At 46.4% G+C, this 18159-nt stretch carries 15 protein-coding genes; 8 read left to right on the forward strand and 7 right to left on the reverse strand.

Annotated elements, in window-relative coordinates; all coding sequences use genetic code 11:
* Nucleotides 1-264 precede the first annotated feature (264 nt).
* The 5 genes from PY479_RS10440 to PY479_RS10460 all read left to right on the forward strand — a co-directional run bounded on the left by PY479_RS10440 (nucleotide 265) and on the right by PY479_RS10460 (nucleotide 8585).
* Nucleotides 265-1968 carry a class I SAM-dependent DNA methyltransferase gene (locus tag PY479_RS10440; protein WP_275483715.1) on the forward strand — a complete coding sequence of 568 codons (1704 nt, stop codon included), beginning with the start codon at nucleotides 265-267 and terminating at the stop codon, nucleotides 1966-1968.
* On the forward strand, nucleotides 1958-3193 hold the full coding sequence (locus PY479_RS10445) for a restriction endonuclease subunit S (RefSeq protein WP_275483716.1): 1236 nt from the start codon (nucleotides 1958-1960) through the stop codon (nucleotides 3191-3193). Before PY479_RS10440 ends, PY479_RS10445 begins: the two co-directional genes overlap by 11 nt.
* Nucleotides 3190-4116: an HrgA protein gene (locus PY479_RS10450; protein ID WP_275483717.1), complete on the forward strand. Its 927-nt coding sequence runs from the start codon at nucleotides 3190-3192 to the stop codon at nucleotides 4114-4116. Before PY479_RS10445 ends, PY479_RS10450 begins: the two co-directional genes overlap by 4 nt.
* Before the next feature lie 81 nt (nucleotides 4117-4197).
* Nucleotides 4198-5358 (forward strand): hypothetical protein, encoded by a 1161-nt coding sequence (locus PY479_RS10455; RefSeq protein WP_275483718.1) that lies wholly within the window; start codon nucleotides 4198-4200, stop codon nucleotides 5356-5358.
* Nucleotides 5355-8585, forward strand: a complete 3231-nt coding sequence (locus PY479_RS10460) for a type I restriction endonuclease subunit R (protein ID WP_275483719.1) — start codon at nucleotides 5355-5357, stop codon at nucleotides 8583-8585. Before PY479_RS10455 ends, PY479_RS10460 begins: the two co-directional genes overlap by 4 nt.
* 386 nt (nucleotides 8586-8971) lie before the next feature.
* On the opposite strand, the gene PY479_RS10465 is transcribed toward PY479_RS10460, so the two are convergent.
* From PY479_RS10465 to prmA, 7 genes are all read right to left on the reverse strand, one after another.
* Nucleotides 8972-9847 carry an inovirus-type Gp2 protein gene (locus PY479_RS10465; RefSeq protein WP_275483720.1) on the reverse strand — a complete coding sequence of 292 codons (876 nt, stop codon included), beginning with the start codon at nucleotides 9845-9847 and terminating at the stop codon, nucleotides 8972-8974.
* Nucleotides 9848-10034: 187 nt separating this feature from the next.
* Complete coding sequence (locus PY479_RS10470; RefSeq protein ID WP_275483721.1) at nucleotides 10035-10256, reverse strand: helix-turn-helix domain-containing protein; 222 nt, start codon at nucleotides 10254-10256, stop codon at nucleotides 10035-10037.
* A gap of 13 nt (nucleotides 10257-10269) precedes the next feature.
* Nucleotides 10270-10464, reverse strand: coding sequence for an AlpA family phage regulatory protein (locus tag PY479_RS10475; RefSeq protein WP_275483722.1), 195 nt, complete (start codon nucleotides 10462-10464; stop codon nucleotides 10270-10272).
* Nucleotides 10465-10783: 319 nt separating this feature from the next.
* Nucleotides 10784-11674 carry a DUF6387 family protein gene (locus PY479_RS10480; RefSeq protein ID WP_275483723.1) on the reverse strand — a complete coding sequence of 297 codons (891 nt, stop codon included), beginning with the start codon at nucleotides 11672-11674 and terminating at the stop codon, nucleotides 10784-10786.
* A gap of 119 nt (nucleotides 11675-11793) precedes the next feature.
* A complete protein-coding gene (gene fis, locus PY479_RS10485) occupies nucleotides 11794-12099 on the reverse strand; it encodes a DNA-binding transcriptional regulator Fis (protein WP_037441607.1) in 306 nt (101 codons plus the stop codon).
* Nucleotides 12100-12111: 12 nt separating this feature from the next.
* Entirely contained in the window at nucleotides 12112-13083 is a 972-nt protein-coding gene (gene dusB / locus PY479_RS10490; protein ID WP_275483724.1) for a tRNA dihydrouridine synthase DusB, read from the reverse strand.
* A 146-nt stretch (nucleotides 13084-13229) separates the two neighbouring features.
* A complete protein-coding gene (gene prmA / locus PY479_RS10495; protein ID WP_275483725.1) occupies nucleotides 13230-14120 on the reverse strand; it encodes a 50S ribosomal protein L11 methyltransferase in 891 nt (296 codons plus the stop codon).
* A gap of 369 nt (nucleotides 14121-14489) precedes the next feature.
* On the opposite strand from prmA, the gene PY479_RS10500 reads away from it, so the two are divergent.
* The 3 genes from PY479_RS10500 to PY479_RS10510 all read left to right on the forward strand — a co-directional run bounded on the left by PY479_RS10500 (nucleotide 14490) and on the right by PY479_RS10510 (nucleotide 18088).
* A complete protein-coding gene (locus PY479_RS10500; protein WP_275483726.1) occupies nucleotides 14490-15212 on the forward strand; it encodes a fumarate reductase cytochrome b subunit in 723 nt (240 codons plus the stop codon).
* Nucleotides 15213-15362: 150 nt separating this feature from the next.
* Nucleotides 15363-17351 carry a fumarate reductase flavoprotein subunit gene (locus PY479_RS10505; protein WP_275483727.1) on the forward strand — a complete coding sequence of 663 codons (1989 nt, stop codon included), beginning with the start codon at nucleotides 15363-15365 and terminating at the stop codon, nucleotides 17349-17351.
* A complete protein-coding gene (locus tag PY479_RS10510; RefSeq protein WP_275483728.1) occupies nucleotides 17348-18088 on the forward strand; it encodes a fumarate reductase iron-sulfur subunit in 741 nt (246 codons plus the stop codon). The genes PY479_RS10505 and PY479_RS10510 overlap by 4 nt, the downstream gene beginning before the upstream one ends.
* The last annotated feature ends 71 nt before the right edge of the window (nucleotides 18089-18159 follow it).

Below are 18159 nucleotides of genomic sequence, written 5' to 3' on the forward strand. Positions count from 1 at the left end.
ATCCTTGTTAGTTGATGATGGGCCTTATAGCAGTCGACAAACTCTCTGAATGTAGCTCGGTCGCCTAGTTTCCGAGTTTGAGCACCATGGACTATCTCACGTGATTAACTCATCTGGAGTTTCATTGCCCGACACTTGTCCATAGCGTCAGAGAATCCTTGTCCGGGAATAAGTTGAACAAACGGCAACATTTATGGCGTATCTGTATACGTTGGCTCATCAGACGCATATAACCAACTTACGCAGTATTTTTGGAAAATATCAATGGACGAACTAGAACAAAAATTTCTTCATAATCTCGAAAAAACCCTTTGGACTGCTGCAGATAAACTGCGAGCTTCACTTGATGCTGCTCAGTACAAACATGCAGTGCTTGGGCTGATATTTGTCAAATATGTGTCAGACGCCTTTAGCCTTCGTCAGGCTGAAATCCGTGCCGACCTAATGAATCCAGAACATGAATACTATCTCGATCCGGAAGGGTTAACCGGTGAAGAACTGGCACAAGAAATCGACATTGAACTGGAACAACGAGATTATTACACCGAAAAAAACGTGTTCTGGCTGCCACAAGAATCCCGTTGGAAGTTTTTACAGGATAATGCGCCGCGCTGTATTGGCCCGACAGAACTTGAAGTGGGCGGCAAACTGAAAAAGATCACCTCAGTGGGTCATTTAATCGATAACGCACTGGAGGCCATCGAACGCGATAACCCCAAACTTAAGGGGGTGTTGAATAAATCCTACTCAGCTTTGCGTATTGATCAGGCAAAGCTGGTGGAACTGATCAACCTGATTGCGACGATTCCATTTACCCACAAGTCGTTAAACAGTAAAGATATTCTCGGGCATATATACGAGTACTTTCTGGGGCAATTTGCCTTGGCAGAAGGTAAAAAGGGCGGCCAGTTCTACACTCCGGCAGCTATTGTTTCTTTGATTGTAGAAATGATTGAGCCATTTGAAGGCCGAGTATATGACCCTGCCTGTGGTTCTGGTGGCTTCTTTGTACAATCCGAAAAGTTTATTGAGCGATATGCCGGTCAACACAACATAGATCCAGTAACGCAAAAGCAGAAAGTCTCCATCTATGGCCAGGAATATAACTACACCACCTGGCAGTTGGCAGCAATGAACCTGGCAATCCGTGGGCTGGAATATGACTTCGGTAAAGAACCCGCGAACACTTACAATAACGACCAGCATCCGGATCTGCGTGCTGACTTCATCATGGCCAACCCGCCATTCAACATGAAAGAGTGGAATCAGGGCGTGGATGATAATGACCCGCGCTGGAAGTATGGTACGCCACCTGCGGGCAATGCTAACTTTGCCTGGTTACAGCATATGCTTTACCACCTTGCGCCCAATGGTTCGCAAGCACTGCTGCTCGCTAATGGCTCCATGAGTTCCACTACCAATAACGAAGGTGAAATCCGTAAGAATCTGGTCACCAATGATTTGGTTGAATGTATGGTGGCGCTGCCAGGGCAATTGTTTACCAACACCCAAATTCCCGCCTGTATTTGGTTTTTAACCAACAACAAAGGTGCTCGTACCGACAAAGCAGGCCGTAAGCTGCGTGACCGTAAAGGCGAAGTGCTGTTTATCGATGCTCGCAACCTTGGCTTTATGAAAGACCGTGTGCTGCGTGACTTCACCATGGAGGATATCGCCAAGGTCGCTGATGTATTCCACGCATGGAAAACTGGCGAGGCCGTTAACGGCGTGAGTTATGAAGACCAAGCCGGATTCTGCAAATCCGCCACGTTGGAAGAGATCACCAAACACGACTTTGTGCTCACACCGGGGCGTTATGTTGGCGCGGCCGATGAAGCAGATGATGGCATCCCGTTTGCGGAAAAGATGGCAACCTTGACCGACAAGCTCAGCGAGCAGTTTGCTGAGTCCGCCAAGCTAGAAGCTGAAATTAAGAAGAATCTAGCGGGGTTGGGTTATGAGCTTTGAACTACAGGAAGCAAATTTAGGTCACTTTCTTAATTTTAAAAATGGCAAATCATCCCCAGATAGGTCTGATGATTCGGCATACCCTGTTTTCGGTTCAAATGGAATAATTGGTCGTTCAGAGAAAACAAACTGTACAGCAAATACCATTGTGATAGGTAGGGTTGGTAGTTATTGCGGAAGTGTTCATTTTTCAGAAGAAAAGTGTTGGGTCTCAGATAATGCGATTTCGTGTACAACTAAGAAATTTGGTGAAGAGCTTTTTTGGTTTTATTTTCTCGAACGATTGAACTTGAATCAATTCAGTTCTGGTTCAGGTCAACCTCTACTGAATCAGGCCACATTGAATTCTGTTGAATGTATTGTTCCTGCTGACTCCGATGTCAGAATTGATATAGGAAATATACTTCGTAGTTTCGATAGAAAGATTTCACTGAATACACAAACCAACCAAACCCTAGAAGCCATGGCGCAAGCCATCTTCAAATCATGGTTTGTCGATTTCGACCCCGTTAAAGCCAAAATGAACGGCGAACAGCCGCAAGGCATGGATGAAGCCACTGCCTCGCTTTTCCCCGATAAGCTAGTTGAGAGCGAGTTAGGTTTGATACCTGAAGGTTGGTCAGTTTGCACGCTATCAAATTTAGTAGATTTAATCGGTGGAGGAACCCCAAAACGTTCAGAAAAGGCATATTGGGGGGGAGAGATTCCTTGGTTTTCCGTAAAGGATGTCCCATCTGGAAGTGATGTTTTTGTTGTTGATACTGATGAAAAAATTACAGAACTAGGCTTAAGTAAATCTTCAACTAAGCTGCTAAAAAAAGGCACAACAATTATCACGGCCCGTGGTACGGTCGGTAAGTTAGCCCTTGTCGGTACAGATATGTGCATGAATCAATCTTGCTATGGTATTCGGGGTAAAGAGGTGGGTGACTACTACAATTACTTCAACCTCAACGAAGCGGTGAGCACTCTTCAACAAAATACGCACGGTGCAGTGTTCGATACCATCACAACAAAAACGTTTGATACCTATTCAATGGCATTCAGTGGGGTTGAGCTTGCCAACAGATTTGATGAGATCATTGCTCCTCTTTTACAAAAAATCGAATCTAATGTTCGCCAGAATATTGAACTTTCAGCCCTACGAAACACCTTGCTCCCTAAATTGCTTTCCGGCGAAATCGAGTTAAGCAACGCTGAAGACTTAGTCGAGGTGAGTGCATGACTACCCGAGTAGACATGATCATCGAAACGCTACGCGATAACCCCGATAAAAAGTTCACCGCGCGGGATTTAGCCAATGCGTTTGTGGTGCGTTATCCCAGAGAGATTGCCGAGAAGCAGACCAACCCTAACTACGATACACCAGAAAAACTGCTCACTCAGCTAGCGGCAGAGATTGGCGGAGAGCGTACCGTGGCTGCCAAAAAGAAGTGCCCGAACGTGGCCACTCGTGATAAGCCAAGACCCAGAATTTATTATTGGAATGCCGAACTTGATGGTGCGGATGATGAAATCACTAGCGACATGGATGAGTTGGAAGTCGATACTCCGCTGGCAGCTCAAAGTTTGAGTGAGCAGGAGTTGTATCCTTTGTTGATGGCGTATCTCAATAAAGATCTGGGGCTGTACTGCTTACGTATCGATGAACATAAATCGAAAAATAGCCACGGTAATGGTGGTAATCAGTGGCTGCATCCCGACATTGTTGCCTTAGAGCCGCTCGATCAGGGCTGGGATGAAATTGTGCGTAGCTGTGTGCGCAGCGGTAATTCCAGCTCTGTGCGGTTGTGGTCTTTCGAGGTTAAAAAGCACCTCACCAGGGGCAATGTCCGTAAATATTTCTTCCAGGCAGTCTCCAATTCCAGTTGGGCTAATTATGGTTATCTGGTAGCAACGGGATTAAATTCAGATGTGGAACCTGAACTGCAAATGCTTTCGAGTCTGCACGGTATTGGCATTTTATTACTAGATACAGAATCACTATTTGATAGCCAGATCCTTATCCCGGCCAAAGAACGCAGTATTGTGGACTGGCAATCTGCTAATCGCATCGTCACCGAGAATAGTGATTTTCATCATTACATTGAGCAGGTAGGGATCTATAACCAGACCGGCAAACTGATTAAATCAGTGTGGAATAAATAGTGACTATGGCTACTGGTGGCATATTCACAAAATGCCTAACGCTTTGCCAGAACCGAACCCATCACAAGGAGTGGTTTTACTGTGTCAGGAAGTTTATTAGTTAACGTCAGTAAGTATGCTGCCAGCGATAAATCAGCACCCATTGAGAATTTTATTACTGAAGCTTTTGCCTGGTTATTGCGTAATGACTCTGAAGTATTGCAAAGCGTTTATGCACTTATTAGACAAAAGGCATCTGAACAAACCGCCTTGTGGGGGGATGCTCTTGAATCGGTACAAATTTCTACCCAAGTAAATTTTAATGGCGTGTTTCCTGACATGGTATGGGATGTCAGTGGTCGTGACTGGAAACTAGTGTTTGAACATAAGGTTTGGTCTGAATTACACGATAAGCAACTGGAGAATTACCGCAACTTTGCCAATAACCACTATTCCCAATATGCATTAGTGCTGATCACTGCCCGCCGCACTCAGCATCGGCAGAATCCGGACGTGGCCTTGTGCTGGTATGAGATTGCTGACTGTATCAATGGGCTGAATAGTCTGTCCGAAAAGCTTTCGTGGTTACGTGAAGAGTTTTTAGCATTACTTGAAAGTAATGGCTTATTGGACGTGACACCGATTAACCCATTGTCGCTGGCCTACTATGCTGAAGTTAAAAAGCTTGATGAGCAATTAGCCTCTTTATGTTGGTCGGTAATGAATGTGCCTTGGCCATTAGCTGAAAATCCTTACTTTAAACTGCAGAATAAAGTCCGTGCGGCTTGGGGCCGTGTCGGCATGGAGTTTTTGTCTCCGTCTCGTGAGCCTGCGTTGGCTGAATCGTGGGAGCCTGGCATTTTTTGCGGCTTTGTAAAAGATGGGGCGGATCATCAAATTCAGGAATTAACCATCAATGGCCCACTGGCAGTATTGATTATCAGTATTGATAGTTCTCTGCACAACGTTTTGCCAGAAGATGAACATTACCAAATGCTGGTGGCTGAACTCCACCAAAGATTAGCTTTGCAGCGGTTGTGGAAAGTGTCTGACCGTACCCGGTTAACCAGATATAACCCTTGGCATCCTCTAGTGATATACGGTGATTTACTGGAGTTATATCACGGGAAAAACACCTTCGAACAACAAGAACAATGTTTTATTGAACAGATGAAAACGCTACAAAACGTGCTTATGGAGTGTCCTTCTTTCGAACCATTCTGTCGTAGCATGAGAGCACATTATAAGGAACTGGCGCTATGAGTATTATGGAAGATCAACTAGAGCAACTATGTATTTCATGGTTTCAGGATGTAGGCTATCAATATTTAAACGGTTATGACATAGCCCCTGACGGTGTAACTCCGGAACGAGAGGACTTTTATCAAGTAGTTTTGGTAAAACGATTACTGGATCGGCTGGAGATACTTAACCCAGAGATACCTCATGAAGCGCTACTAGATGCAGTCAAAACGGTGACAACAGCACAAACACCAGTATTGATAAAAAGTAACCGTATTTTTCATAAATATCTGACAGAGGGGGTTCCGTTAGATTATTCAGTAACGGAAGCTGGAAAACCCACCACAAAGCATACTCATGTACGTCTGTTTGATTTTGACCATGTGGAACAAAACGAGTTTTTGGTTGTGAATCAATTTACCATTATTGGTAAAAAGGGTAACCGTAGGCCAGATATTGTTTTATTTATTAATGGATTACCGATATCTGTAATAGAACTGAAGAATCCTGCCGATGAGCAAGTCGATATTTGGGATGCTTACAATCAACTGCAAACCTATAAAGCAGAAATTTCTGATTTATTTGTATTTAATGAAGCGTTGGTGATTTCTGATGGCTGGATAGCTAGGGTTGGCTCACTGACCGCAGATAAAGAGCGCTTTTTACCTTGGAAAACCATTAATAATGAAGATGATAAGCCTCTGTTGGAGTTTCAATTAGAGACAATGGTACGCGGCTTTTTTAAGCCAGAGTTATTGCTCGATTACATTCATTATTTTGTGCTGTTCGAACAGGATAAGGACAGCATTATTAAAAAAATCGCGGGATATCATCAATTTCATGCCGTGCGTGAAGCGGTAAAGGCTACCGTGATCGCATCTGCGCCATCCGACAATATGGTTCAGACGCCCAGAGCGAACTATGGCAATACCATTGTGCCTGGCAGCAAAAAGGCTGGAGTAGTGTGGCATACACAAGGCAGCGGTAAAAGTATCTCTATGGTGTGCTTTGCCAGTAAGTTGCTACAACAACCTGAAATGAACAATCCCACGCTGGTGGTTGTCACCGACCGAAATGATCTTGATGGTCAACTGTTCAATACCTTTGAGATGGCGAAGGAGACATTGAAACAAGACCCTCAGCAAGCGACAGACAGGGACTCGTTGAGAGAAATGCTACTAAATCGTCAGTCGGGTGGCATTATCTTCACAACCGTACAAAAATTTGCGCTGTTGGATAACGAAACTGAACATCCATGCCTTTCTGAGCGTTCCAATATTGTGGTGGTGTCTGATGAAGCACACCGCAGCCAATATGGCAATAAAGCTCGCTTGAAAGAGGTTAAGGACGAAAATGATAACGTGATCGGCCAGCGCTATGTGTATGGCTATTCCAAATATATGCGCGATGCATTGCCTAATGCTTCTTTTATCGGTTTTACCGGTACGCCGATTGCGTTAGACGATAAAGATACTCGAGGTGTATTTGGTGATTATGTCTCCATCTATGATATTCAGGATGCCGTTGAAGATGGTGCTACGGTGCCGATTTATTACGAATCACGGTTAGCAAAACTGACAATCAATCAGCAGGAAATTGAAGCGCTGAATGAGCAAGTGGAGGACGAAATCGGTGAGGATGAAGAAACTGAAACCCGAGAAAAAATTAAATCTCAGTGGGCCGCACTGGAAAAATTAGTCGGGGCGGAACCGAGAATTAAGCAAGTTGCCCAGGATTTGGTTACTCACTTTACTACTCGCACTGAAACTTTCCCTGGTAAAGCGATGATTGTGGCGATGAGCCGGGAAATTTGTGTCGACCTTTACAATGCGATTGTGGAAATTAAACCTGAATGGCACAACCCCGATACTGCTAAAGGCACTATTAAAATCGTTATGACTGGTAGTGCGGCAGATAAAGCGAAATTTCAGCCCCATATCTATGATAAGCGAACTAAAAAGTCATTTGAAAAACGCTTTAAAGATACTAACGACGAATTGCAGTTGGTGATTGTGCGCGACATGTGGCTGACAGGATTTGATGCGCCATGCTGTCATACGATGTATGTAGATAAGCCGATGAAAGGCCACAATCTTATGCAGGCGATTGCGCGAGTAAACCGGGTATTCAAGGATAAGCCGGGAGGTCTGGTAGTTGACTATATAGGTATTGCCAATGAGCTTAAAAATGCATTGAAAACCTATACGAATAGTCAGGGGAAAGGCCGTCCGACAGTTGATACTGCTGAAGCATTCGCCGTGCTTATGGAAAAAATTGACATCATCCGCGGCATGTTTGCGACACCTGTGGACGGTGAGGTGTTTAATTATCGTCCTGACTTTGAAACTAAGGCGTTACAACTGTTGCCTCGAGCGGTCAATCATATCTCTGGCTTGAGTCATAAAAACAGTAAAGGCGAAGAAGTTCGTGATGGAAAAGGTCGATTTTTGGATGTCATGTTGGCTTTAACTAAGGCATTTTCGCTTTGTAATACCCTTGACCAAGCCGATGGTTACAAGGAAGAAATTGCCTTTTATGGTGCTATTAAAACGGCGTTCCTGAAGCATTCCAATGTGAATAAAAAGCGTAATGATGAACTTCGCAATTCAGCATTACGGCAGATTTTAAACAACGCTATTGTTGCCGAGGGCGTAGACGATATTTTTAAAACGGTTGGTCTTGATAAACCTAATATTGGCTTGTTGTCAGAGGAATTTCTCGAAGATGTTAGAAACATGAAAGAGAAAAACCTGGCAGTAGAACTACTGGAGAAATTACTCAGAGATGAGGTTAAGTCTCGTCTGAAAAAAGATGTAGTACAAGAGCGTTCTTATTCAGAGCGGATCACTGCGACTATGCGAAAATACCATAACCGCAGCATTGAAACGGCTCAGGTAATTGAAGAACTCATTAAATGGGCTAAAGAAATGCAGGCGGATGCAGAGATGGTCGATAAGCTCAATCTCTCTGTAGATGAAATCGCCTTTTATCGAGCGCTGGTGACAAACGAGTCCTCGGTACGTGAATTAGGTGATGATAATCTACGCCAGCTCGCAATAGAGCTAACAAAGCAACTGCGAACATCTGCCACGGTTGATTGGCAAAAACGCGACAGTGTGCGTGCCAGAATGCGTAACATTGTGCGGAGATTACTGCGTCGTTGGAAGTATCCACCGGATCACGCCGATGCAGCCATTAAACTGGTGCTAGAGCAGGCTGAAGTGTTGGCTGATAGCTGGTCTGTATAGTCGTAACTAAATCAGTGCTGGGCGTAATGGCATGCAGCAATGAAACTTTAAGATAGCTCGTTTCATTATGTGCCAGCACTATTCCGCTAAACATGGCGATCCACTACATTGTAAAAGAGCAGGTGATCCATGCTAGTTGATCGCTAAATTCCGATATTAAGCGATCAACTAGGCGATCCACTTTAGCGTTATGATATGACAGCTATCGCCATATAAAGCCTTTAAATTCAATATGTTTATATAATCAGCTTTTTGCTGATTATCCTCGGGGACTATGATTCCGTCTGAATGAGGTTGAAAAATAGCCAAATTTAGTTGAAACGGTTAACAATTTTATAATATTCAACACTTTGAAACATCAAGGCAGATGCAGGATACTGTGTCATTCATCCGCTAGCAGACTGATATCTACTGGAGATATCCATGTGTTTATTTGCTGTAACTGCAGTGATTCCTTTATCAAAGAAAAGCTGATTTCTGCAGATAATTTCATCTTTGTAACGGTAGAAAATAGACGCGCCAGAGCCGCTATCGACGGCGTCGTCAGTTTGGGATTTTTCCTCTTTTACCTCATCGTCTTTTTCAACAGCTTCAACATCCTCAACACCTAAGGATTTTTGATATGCACGTTCAGCATCCACCAGCAACAGGTACGAGAACTCAACGTTGGCATAGCGTTGTTCTTTAGGGAGTATCCCCGCACAAAGATATGACGTGGCTGGTGGATTGAGCTCTTTAGATCGCGATTTGGCAAGGTAGCTTAAGCGGTATATTGCAGGCTCAATCGATGCTTTATTTCCTCGTTCCAATTTATAGAAGGAATTGTCAACAAAGCTGCGGGTGCCTTGTGTTTCATCTTCCCAACGTTGGCCGACTTGTTTAAGAATTCTGTCCGGATAGTTTACTTTGTGACCGCTAAGTAACAGAGCAAGATGGTAATGCTCCTTTTTTGAAATTGTCTGTTCCCTTGCACAAAAGTAGCCGACTGTGCAGCTGTACTGTTCTGAAAGGGCTATTATTAGGCGATTCAGAAAGGATTCAATCATCGTGTTATCAGGATTGAATTGGCTAGGATGTAAATCAATTCTGCACATCATCACTTTTGAATAGCGGGCCAGCATGGATTCAACTAACTCAAAGGTTTTCTTCAGCATGAACTTGCTGGAAGACGTTGCGTAACTATCGTTATAAATGGACCAAGAGTGCTCATTGTATAAATACGATTGTGAGTTATCAGGTGTGATAAAAAACTGCTTGTTCATCAAAAAATACCGTTCTCTATATTATTTAATATCCGCCTGGGTACGGCTTGGTTAGATACGAAAACCCATGCCAGTTCTGGGGCTATAGCCTCATCCGATTAAGTGCTTATGATGTTGACGTGTGCCAAACCGTGTCACGAGTAGGCCCAAAAAAGCAGGGAGAATTTCCCTGCTTTGGGGTTACATGTTATCTGCGATGCTGCGCCATCCAGTCGTCATAGTCCTGTTTATGCCACAGGGCAATTCCACCTTGTTTGAATGCCGGTTTCGGGAATATTCCGCTTTTAATCCAGCGGTGCAGGGTAGAGCGACTTACACTCAGGAGTCTCATAATCTCCGGCCGACGCATTACCCGTTTGTTGTCGATGTAGATATCTAATGGGTCTCGGCTAAATTTCAAATTTGACATGATTTTTCCCCTGCTAACGATTTTGTACCCAGGTTAATAATTCGGATAAACGCCAACCAACAGAGCGAGTTCCTAACTGGATGCGTTTAGGAAATAGCTCAAGTTTTTCTAGTTGATAGGCTTGTGAGCGGGATATAGAGGTGATCTGCTTGCGTTCAGCTTCACGCACTATGCGTTCTTGAAATGTTGTGACCAATTGGCAGGTCATAATGCTCTCCTTCGTTTTGGTTTGGATTGAGAGCATCATGCCTAGAAGATCGTTAATGTTCAGGGTAAGAATGCGAACGGCATTTTTACCCTAAAATTTGTATTAAGCTGGAATGGAATAAGTAGGTAGTAAAGGAAAAACCACCGTATTGGATTAGAGACTGTATATGTTATTAACTCATAATGGGTTGCATGTGAGTGCTGATCCGCTTGTTGTAATACCTAGGTTGGTGCAACGAGGAAATCAATGCAAGAAAGGCCACTGTATTAGCGGCCTTTCGGAGAACGTCTTGTTATTTTGGGTTTATGACCTAAGTTGGCTACAGATCTTTCATGGCACAGTTAGTTAGTTTGTCATCACTGCGGATTACAGCGAACATCATAGACAATAGTTCATCGCCTTTACCGCCCTTTAGATGCTTGTTGTAAAACCGCTGATAAGTTTTTTTATATTGTTCGTCATCTATAGAATTTTCAAAAAGAAGTGTAGCTAGTATCGGCTGGGACAACTCCAGCGGCAACCAGCATTCTTCTCGTTGTTCGTTACTCGAAAACCTTGGTATTGGATTATCGTACAGACGGCAATACAGCATAAGGTCGAGATAGGGGATGACTTTGTAGTGCAAGAGTTTCTTGAACGAACGAATATGAGTCTTACTAAATCTAGGAAATTTTGGCTCAGAAATTCCTTTCTGTTGGCGTAGTTTTCGAAGCAAATATTGGACGTTGCTTAGTAGAACTTTGTCATCGGCATTTGCAATGTCAACCGCTAGGAAAAGTTGTCCTTTCCCACCGCTGGGGAAAAGATAATTTGGCTCGTAATCCGCATCTTCAATGCTGATGTCTTCGTAAAGTGCTTCAATATCTAAATGATTGATGAGCTTTACTGCTTCACATTCAAAATTTTGTTCTGGTCCCCATTGGTCAATGAGTACTTCTCCTCTTCGGATTCTTTGCCATTGACGATCATCCGTCAGTCTTTGCCCATTAGCGGTTACTAGCAAGCTCAATAATCTTAACCGCTCTTTTATCTGAACGATAAAGCGCTCAGCCGTGATCGTTTTTAGACAATCATAGTTTTTGAGGTTAAACCATTTAGGCCAAAATTTATGACTTGGAGAATTTACTTTGATAACCGATTGCGTCCTTGGTGAACGTATCTCTGTTGATGCCGCCATTGTGGTCATTGGAATGGAAGTAAACGTGGTCATCTCTCACCTAATTCAAGATATAAGAATACTCTCGGGGTACATGTGGGGGTACATGGAAAGCAAAAAGGCCTTTCTTTTTACAGAAAGACCTTTAAATTTCAATGCGTTATGAATTTTGATTAATTCATGCCGTATTTTTTCAGTTTCTTGCGCAGAGTGCCGCGGTTGATACCCAGCATGTTAGCGGCGCGAGTCTGGTTGCCACGGGTGTGCTGCATAATGATATCAAGCAGAGGTGCTTCGACTTCGCAAAGTACCATTTCATATACTTCCTGAGCTTCCTGACCATCCAGCTGTGAGAAGAAGTTGCTGACTGCGCGTTTTACAGCGTCGCGCAGCAACTGCGGCTTGATGGTGCCGTTAGCGGTTTCAATTTTGCCTACGGTAAGCGGATGAGCTTCTGTGTGAGTTGTCTGATCAAACATTCGTTTCTGCTCTTATTTATCTAGTACACATTCATCAAAATAATGTTCCACCATGGAACACTGTTCGGCAGCACTTTCCAGCTGATTAAACTCAGCCCGGAATTGGCGCTGTTCTTCCTGGTTCAGATACCAACCTATATGTTTTCTGGCAAAGCGAACGCCTTTATATTCGCCATACAAATCATACAGTTTGGACAAATGCTCCAGCATCACTTGACGCTTTTCAGCATTGTCTACAGGTGCCGGCAACTTGCCGGTGTCCAGGTAATGCTGGATCTCTTTAAAAATCCATGGTCTTCCCTGTGCGCCTCGGCCAATCATCAGAGCATCCACCCCGGTGTAATCCAGCACCAGGCGGGCTTTTTCCGGTGAGGTGATATCCCCATTGGCGATAACTGGTATCGAGACATTTTGTTTGATTGCCTTGATTGTGTCGTACTCGGCTTCCCCCTTAAATAGGCACTGCCTTGTACGGCCATGTACCGCCAGGGCGGTAATGCCACTCTCTTCAGCAATCTGGGCGATTTGAACACCATTCCTGTGCTCTGGGTCCCAACCCGTGCGAATCTTCAGCGTTACCGGTACATTCACTGCTGTTACCACCGCATCCAGGATGCGTTTCACCAGTTCCGGTGATTGCAGCAGCGCTGAGCCAGCGAGCTTTTTATTCACTTTTTTTGCCGGACAGCCCATGTTGATATCGATAATCTGGGCACCTTGCTCCACGTTGTAGCGGGCGGCCCAAGCCATCTCATCGGGATCTGCCCCGGCGATTTGCACCGAGCGTATGCCTTCTTCGCCGGAATGGCTCATGCGCTGGCGACTTTTGTCCGTATCCCATAACTCAGGATTGGACGAAAGCATCTCTGACACTGCCATGGCAGCACCATAACGGAGACAGAGATTACGGAAGGCCTGATCGGTGACACCTGCCATTGGTGCCACGATCAGCTGGTTTGTCAGTTGATAGGGGCCAATCTGCATTTCGCGGTTTCACCTAGCGCTTCAAAGGGGCGCTATAGTACGCCTTTTTGCTAGCCATGAAAAGGTCAATAAATAACCTAAAGTAAAACTTTTTTTCTTGACTTTTAAAACCTAAGAAATCAGCCGTGGCGCGCCTTGGCGGCCCATTACAGCGATTTGCGTACTCCTGTCAAGCGGCTCCAGTCTTCTTTGTGAGCAGTGGCGTCCATGGTAAACCATTCGCTATAGATTTCGCGGAGTTCCTCGGCTTGCTCATTGAGCAGACCTGACAGTGCGAGTTTGCCTGCAGGTTTCACCAGCGACGCGATTTGCGGCGCTAACTCTCTAAGTGGGCCAGCGAGAATATTGGCAACCAACACATCGGCCTGAATACCTTCCGGTTGATCTTGTGGCAGGTAAAGGCTGAGTCGGTCTACCACTTGATTACGGGTGGCATTGTCACGTGATGCATCAATTGCCTGATAATCGATGTCGATACCGATAGCCGATTTTGCCCCGAGTTTTAGCGCTGCGACGGCGAGAATGCCGGAGCCGCAGCCAAAATCGATCACTTCCTTATCTCTCAGCTCCAGGCTGTCGAGCCATTGCAGACACAAGGCTGTGGTGGGATGGGTGCCGGTACCGAAAGCTAAACCTGGGTCAAGGATCACATTGACCGCATTCGGATCTGGGATCTCGCGCCAACTGGGGCAGATCCACAGGCGTTGCCCAAATTGAATTGGGTGGAAGTTGTCCATCCATTCACGTACCCAATCCTTATCTTCGATCTGCTCGATTTTGTAGTTGAACTGTTCTTGGAGAAAAGGCAATTGCTGCTGCAGCTCTGTAATGACTGGGGCCAGATCGGTTCCGGCGTCAAACAGTGCGACAACCACGGTATCGGCCCACAACGGCGTTTCACCTAGTTTGGGCTCAAAAATCGGTGTGTCTTTACCATCTTCAAAGGTGATAGACACACTGCCGAGCTCCATTAACAGGTCGCTCAGTGCGTCAGCGTGTTCGCTGTTGCTGTGGATACGGAGTTGGATCCAGGGCATGAAAGGCATCTCTTGGTATGAAAATAAACCCGCATATTGTATGGCAAGGGCTGGTTATCTTGCCAGCGCCTTAAAGGCTTCAGGTTACCTAGCGTGATGAAACTGACTTTCATAAGTTGCCTTTAATATACCTAAAATCCGTATTCTGCTTACACTTTGGTTGGTTTTATTCATTTAAACGACTGATTAATAAGGGGTAATTGGTCTTACCATTACCACCGGTTACGAGTCATAAATGTGACGTATGTCAGGCTGGATCTGTGGAAATATTGAACAAGATCACATAAGGCGCTTGAGACAGTTGGCAGGTAGGCGAGTTGCGATATGTTGATAGACTCACGGATTTGACCTTAAATAACTTTAATAACTATGTTAACTAAATATCGTATCGGTGAGAGATGGTTGGGGTATCCGCAAAGCCATCGCTGGTCAGCAATTGCAGATGTGCTTCAGAGTAGCTCCGGCCTTATTCTGGGATTGTTTCTGCTGGCACACCTGCATTTTGAATCTACTATCCTGCTGGGCAAAGAAGCGTTTTACCGTTTGGCGAATGTACTGGAGGGCGGCTGGTTTACCAGCAGCGGCCACGGCTCCTCTTTGGTCACGCAAACTTTTTCCATGTTCATGCTACTGGTACTCGTTGTTCACGCTGTGACTGCGCTAAGACGTTTTCCGGCACAGACGCGGCAGTGGCAGGCGCTACGCAACCACAACATACTCATCAATCATCAGGACAGTCGTCTGTGGTTCTGGCAAATGATCACTGGCTTCATGATGTTTTTCCTGGTGCCGATGCATTTGGTCACCATGATCACTAATCCGGAAATCGGTCCGCATCTGTCAGCCGAACGGGTTTGGCACGATAACTACTGGCTGGTCTACATAGTGCTGTTACCCGCAGTCGTCATTCATGCCATGTTGGGCCTGTATCGCTTAGCGCTGAAGTGGGGGGGCAGTTTTCGTCGGGAAGGCTTACGTACCTTAGCCAAAGTGCTGATTGGCTACTTAATCGTACTGGGACTTTGTAGTTTAACGGCCTATCTGGTGATTGGTCGCGGACTCCCAACCCCGGTAACACCATTTATTCCCTGATAATTCAAAGCATAAAAACTGAGATAGCGGCTATTGCAGTCTCGGGAGTTCCTTTCCTATCTCAGAACTATTTTTCCCGCGTGGCGACGACGGGTGGGGTGTTAAAGCAAGCAGAGTTCGGGATGTGGTTTATCCCGCAAAGGAGAGAGTGTGAAACTCATTTATACCGATGCACTGGTGGTGGGGGCCGGACTGGCGGGGCTGCGCGTGGCTATTGAGGCCAAACAGCGGGGTCTGGATACACTGGTGCTGTCACTTATTCCGCCGAAGCGGTCGCACTCGGCGGCGGCGCAAGGCGGCATGCAGGCGAGTCTGGCGAACACGGTGAAAGGTGAAGGGGATAATGAAGATATCCATTTTCAAGACACGGTAAAAGGCTCGGACTGGGGCTGCGATCAAACTGTGGCACGCATGTTTGCGCATTGTGCGCCCAAAGCGGTGCGGCAGATGGCCAATTGGGGCGTGCCCTGGACGCGGGTAACCGCTGGGCCGCGGCAAGTCGTGGTCAACGCCGAACGGGTGACGCTGGAAGAAGCGCAGGCGGCGCATGGTCTGATCAATGCCCGTGATTTTGGCGGCACTAAAAAATGGCGCACCTGTTATACCGCCGATGGTACCGGGCATTCATTGCTGTATGCCGTCGATAATAAAGCGATCTCTTTGGAGGTGCCGGTGCATGAGCGCATTGAAGCGTTGAAGATCATTCATGATGGTAAACGCTGTCACGGGGTGATTGCCCGGTGCTTAATCACCGGCGAGTTGCGCGCTTATATCGCCAAATGTACCACTATTGCGACCGGCGGTTATGGTCGCATCTATGAAGTCTCTACCAATGCCGTGATTTGCGAAGGTATCGGTCAGGCGCTGGCGCTGGAAACCGGCGTAGCAACGCTGGGCAATATGGAAGCGGTGCAGTTCCACCCTACGGCGATCGTGCCCGTGGGCATTCTTACTACCGAAGGTTGCCGTGGCGATGGCGGGATCTTGCGGGATAAAAATGGTCACCGCTTTATGCCTGATTATGAGCCGGAGAAAAAAGAGCTAGCTTCTCGTGATGTTGTGTCGCGGCGTATGACCGAACATATGCGTAAAGGTTTCGGGGTTGATAGTCCTTATGGACCGCATCTGTGGCTGGATATTACCTTACTCGGCCGCAAACACGTTGAAACCAACCTGCGCGAAGTGCGCGAGATTTGTGAAAACTTCCTTGGCATCGATCCGGCAGATGAATGGATCCCGGTGCGGCCAACGCAACACTATTCTATGGGGGGCATTCGCACTAAGGCTTCGGGTGAGAGTCCGCAACTTAAAGGGTTATTCAGTGTCGGCGAAGCTGCGTGTTGGGATATGCACGGCTTTAACCGCCTTGGGGGGAACTCACTGGCAGAAACGGTAGTCGGCGGCATGATCATCGGCAGCTATGTTGCCGATTTCTGTGAACAGGAAGACTTACAAGTCGATACCCATCTGGTGGAACAGTTTGCTACTGAGCTGCAACAGGAAATCGATACCCTGTTGGCGACTGATGACGGTGAAGATGCTTTTGATCTGAAACTGCATATGCAGCGCACCATGATGGATTATGTCGGCATTTTCCGTAATGGACCGGAATTGCAAAAGGCCGTCGATGAATTAAAAGCGTTGCTGGCACGTTCGCGCCATATCCGCCTTAAATGCAAAAAGTGTCATGCTAATCCGGAACTCGCCGAAGCATTGCGGGTGCGGCGCATGCTGAAAGTGGCATTAACTGTCGCCTGTGGAGCACTGGCGCGGACCGAAAGTCGCGGCGCTCATGCTCGCGAAGATTTTCCACAACGCAACGATAAAGACTGGCTGTGTCGCACCCTTTCCTGCTGGCCAGACGCCAATGCACTGGAGCCGAGTCTGAGCTATGAAGCGTTGGATGTGATGCAGATGGAATTGCCACCAGGTTATCGTGGTTATGGCGCTGATAACGCCATTGCGCATCCTGATACCGCAAAACGGCAACAGCAGATTGCTGATATCCAAGCCGTATTGGGGCTAGACGCTACGCCGCAGCAGCGGCAACAGGCCTTGATGCCGTTTGATTTACCGGAACATCTGCAACCGCAGAATCAGCGTTTAACTGACCTTTTAGCCAGCGGAGAAAAATCATGAGCCGTAGTCTGACTTTCAGGATCTTTCGTTTCGATCCGCAACTGCCGGGTGATACCCCAAAAATGGTGGACTATCAGTTAGATGAAACGCCAGGAATGACCGTGTTTATCGCGCTGAATCGGCTGCGGGCAGAACAGGATCCGTCATTGCAGTTTGATTTTGTCTGCCGCGCCGGTATTTGTGGCAGCTGCGCCATGGTGATAAACGGTTTTCCGACTTTGGCTTGCCGTACGCTCACGGCTAAATACCGTGACGCCGTGATCACGTTGATGCCATTACCCGGCTTTGAACTTATCGGCGACTTGTCGGTAAATACCGGTAAATTCATGCGTGAACTGGCGGAGCGTTTGAAGTTGTGGCTGCATCCTCAGCCGCAACAGGCAGATATTCATCATTTGGAAGCCCCGATGGACCCGGACGAAGCGGCCAAGCTTTACGAGCTTGAACGCTGTGTGGAGTGTGGCGTGTGTGTTTCTGCCTGCGCCACCGCGCAGATGCGTGACACCTTTGTCGGTGCCGTGGGAATGATGAAAATTGCCCGCTTTGAACTGGATAGCCGCGATGCCCGTACCGTAGATGATTTCTACCATGTGATTGGCTCGCAAGATGGGGTATTTGGCTGCATGACGTTGCTGGGCTGTCAGGACAACTGTCCGAAAGATCTGCCGCACATGCAGCAGATCGCCTATCTGCGTCGCAAAATGGCCGGAACATTGATAGCCAGTTCCAAGGTGTAAACTCTCCTTAACGCCGGGAATTACCCGGCTTTTTAATTTCAGCCGGGCAGGTGAATTACCATCATCCTTGA

This window comes from Shewanella sp. A32 (genome assembly GCF_029167175.1).
GTDB classification, from domain to species: domain Bacteria; phylum Pseudomonadota; class Gammaproteobacteria; order Enterobacterales; family Shewanellaceae; genus Shewanella; species Shewanella yunxiaonensis.

Bases quoted from the DNA above. Each gene is read 5' to 3' on its own strand.
- PY479_RS10440 (WP_275483715.1), top strand. From the start codon at position 265: ATGGACGAACTAGAACAAAAATTTCTTCATAATCTCGAAAAAACCCTT.
- PY479_RS10445 (WP_275483716.1), top strand. From the start codon at position 1,958: ATGAGCTTTGAACTACAGGAAGCAAATTTAGGTCACTTTCTTAATTTT.
- PY479_RS10450 (WP_275483717.1), top strand. From the start codon at position 3,190: ATGACTACCCGAGTAGACATGATCATCGAAACGCTACGCGATAACCCC.
- PY479_RS10460 (WP_275483719.1), top strand. From the start codon at position 5,355: ATGAGTATTATGGAAGATCAACTAGAGCAACTATGTATTTCATGGTTT.
- PY479_RS10465 (WP_275483720.1), bottom strand. From the start codon at position 9,847: ATGAACAAGCAGTTTTTTATCACACCTGATAACTCACAATCGTATTTA.
- PY479_RS10470 (WP_275483721.1), bottom strand. From the start codon at position 10,256: ATGTCAAATTTGAAATTTAGCCGAGACCCATTAGATATCTACATCGAC.
- PY479_RS10475 (WP_275483722.1), bottom strand. From the start codon at position 10,464: ATGACCTGCCAATTGGTCACAACATTTCAAGAACGCATAGTGCGTGAA.
- PY479_RS10480 (WP_275483723.1), bottom strand. From the start codon at position 11,674: ATGACCACGTTTACTTCCATTCCAATGACCACAATGGCGGCATCAACA.
- fis (WP_037441607.1), bottom strand. From the start codon at position 12,099: ATGTTTGATCAGACAACTCACACAGAAGCTCATCCGCTTACCGTAGGC.
- dusB (WP_275483724.1), bottom strand. From the start codon at position 13,083: ATGCAGATTGGCCCCTATCAACTGACAAACCAGCTGATCGTGGCACCA.
- prmA (WP_275483725.1), bottom strand. From the start codon at position 14,120: ATGCCCTGGATCCAACTCCGTATCCACAGCAACAGCGAACACGCTGAC.
- PY479_RS10500 (WP_275483726.1), top strand. From the start codon at position 14,490: ATGTTAACTAAATATCGTATCGGTGAGAGATGGTTGGGGTATCCGCAA.
- PY479_RS10510 (WP_275483728.1), top strand. From the start codon at position 17,348: ATGAGCCGTAGTCTGACTTTCAGGATCTTTCGTTTCGATCCGCAACTG.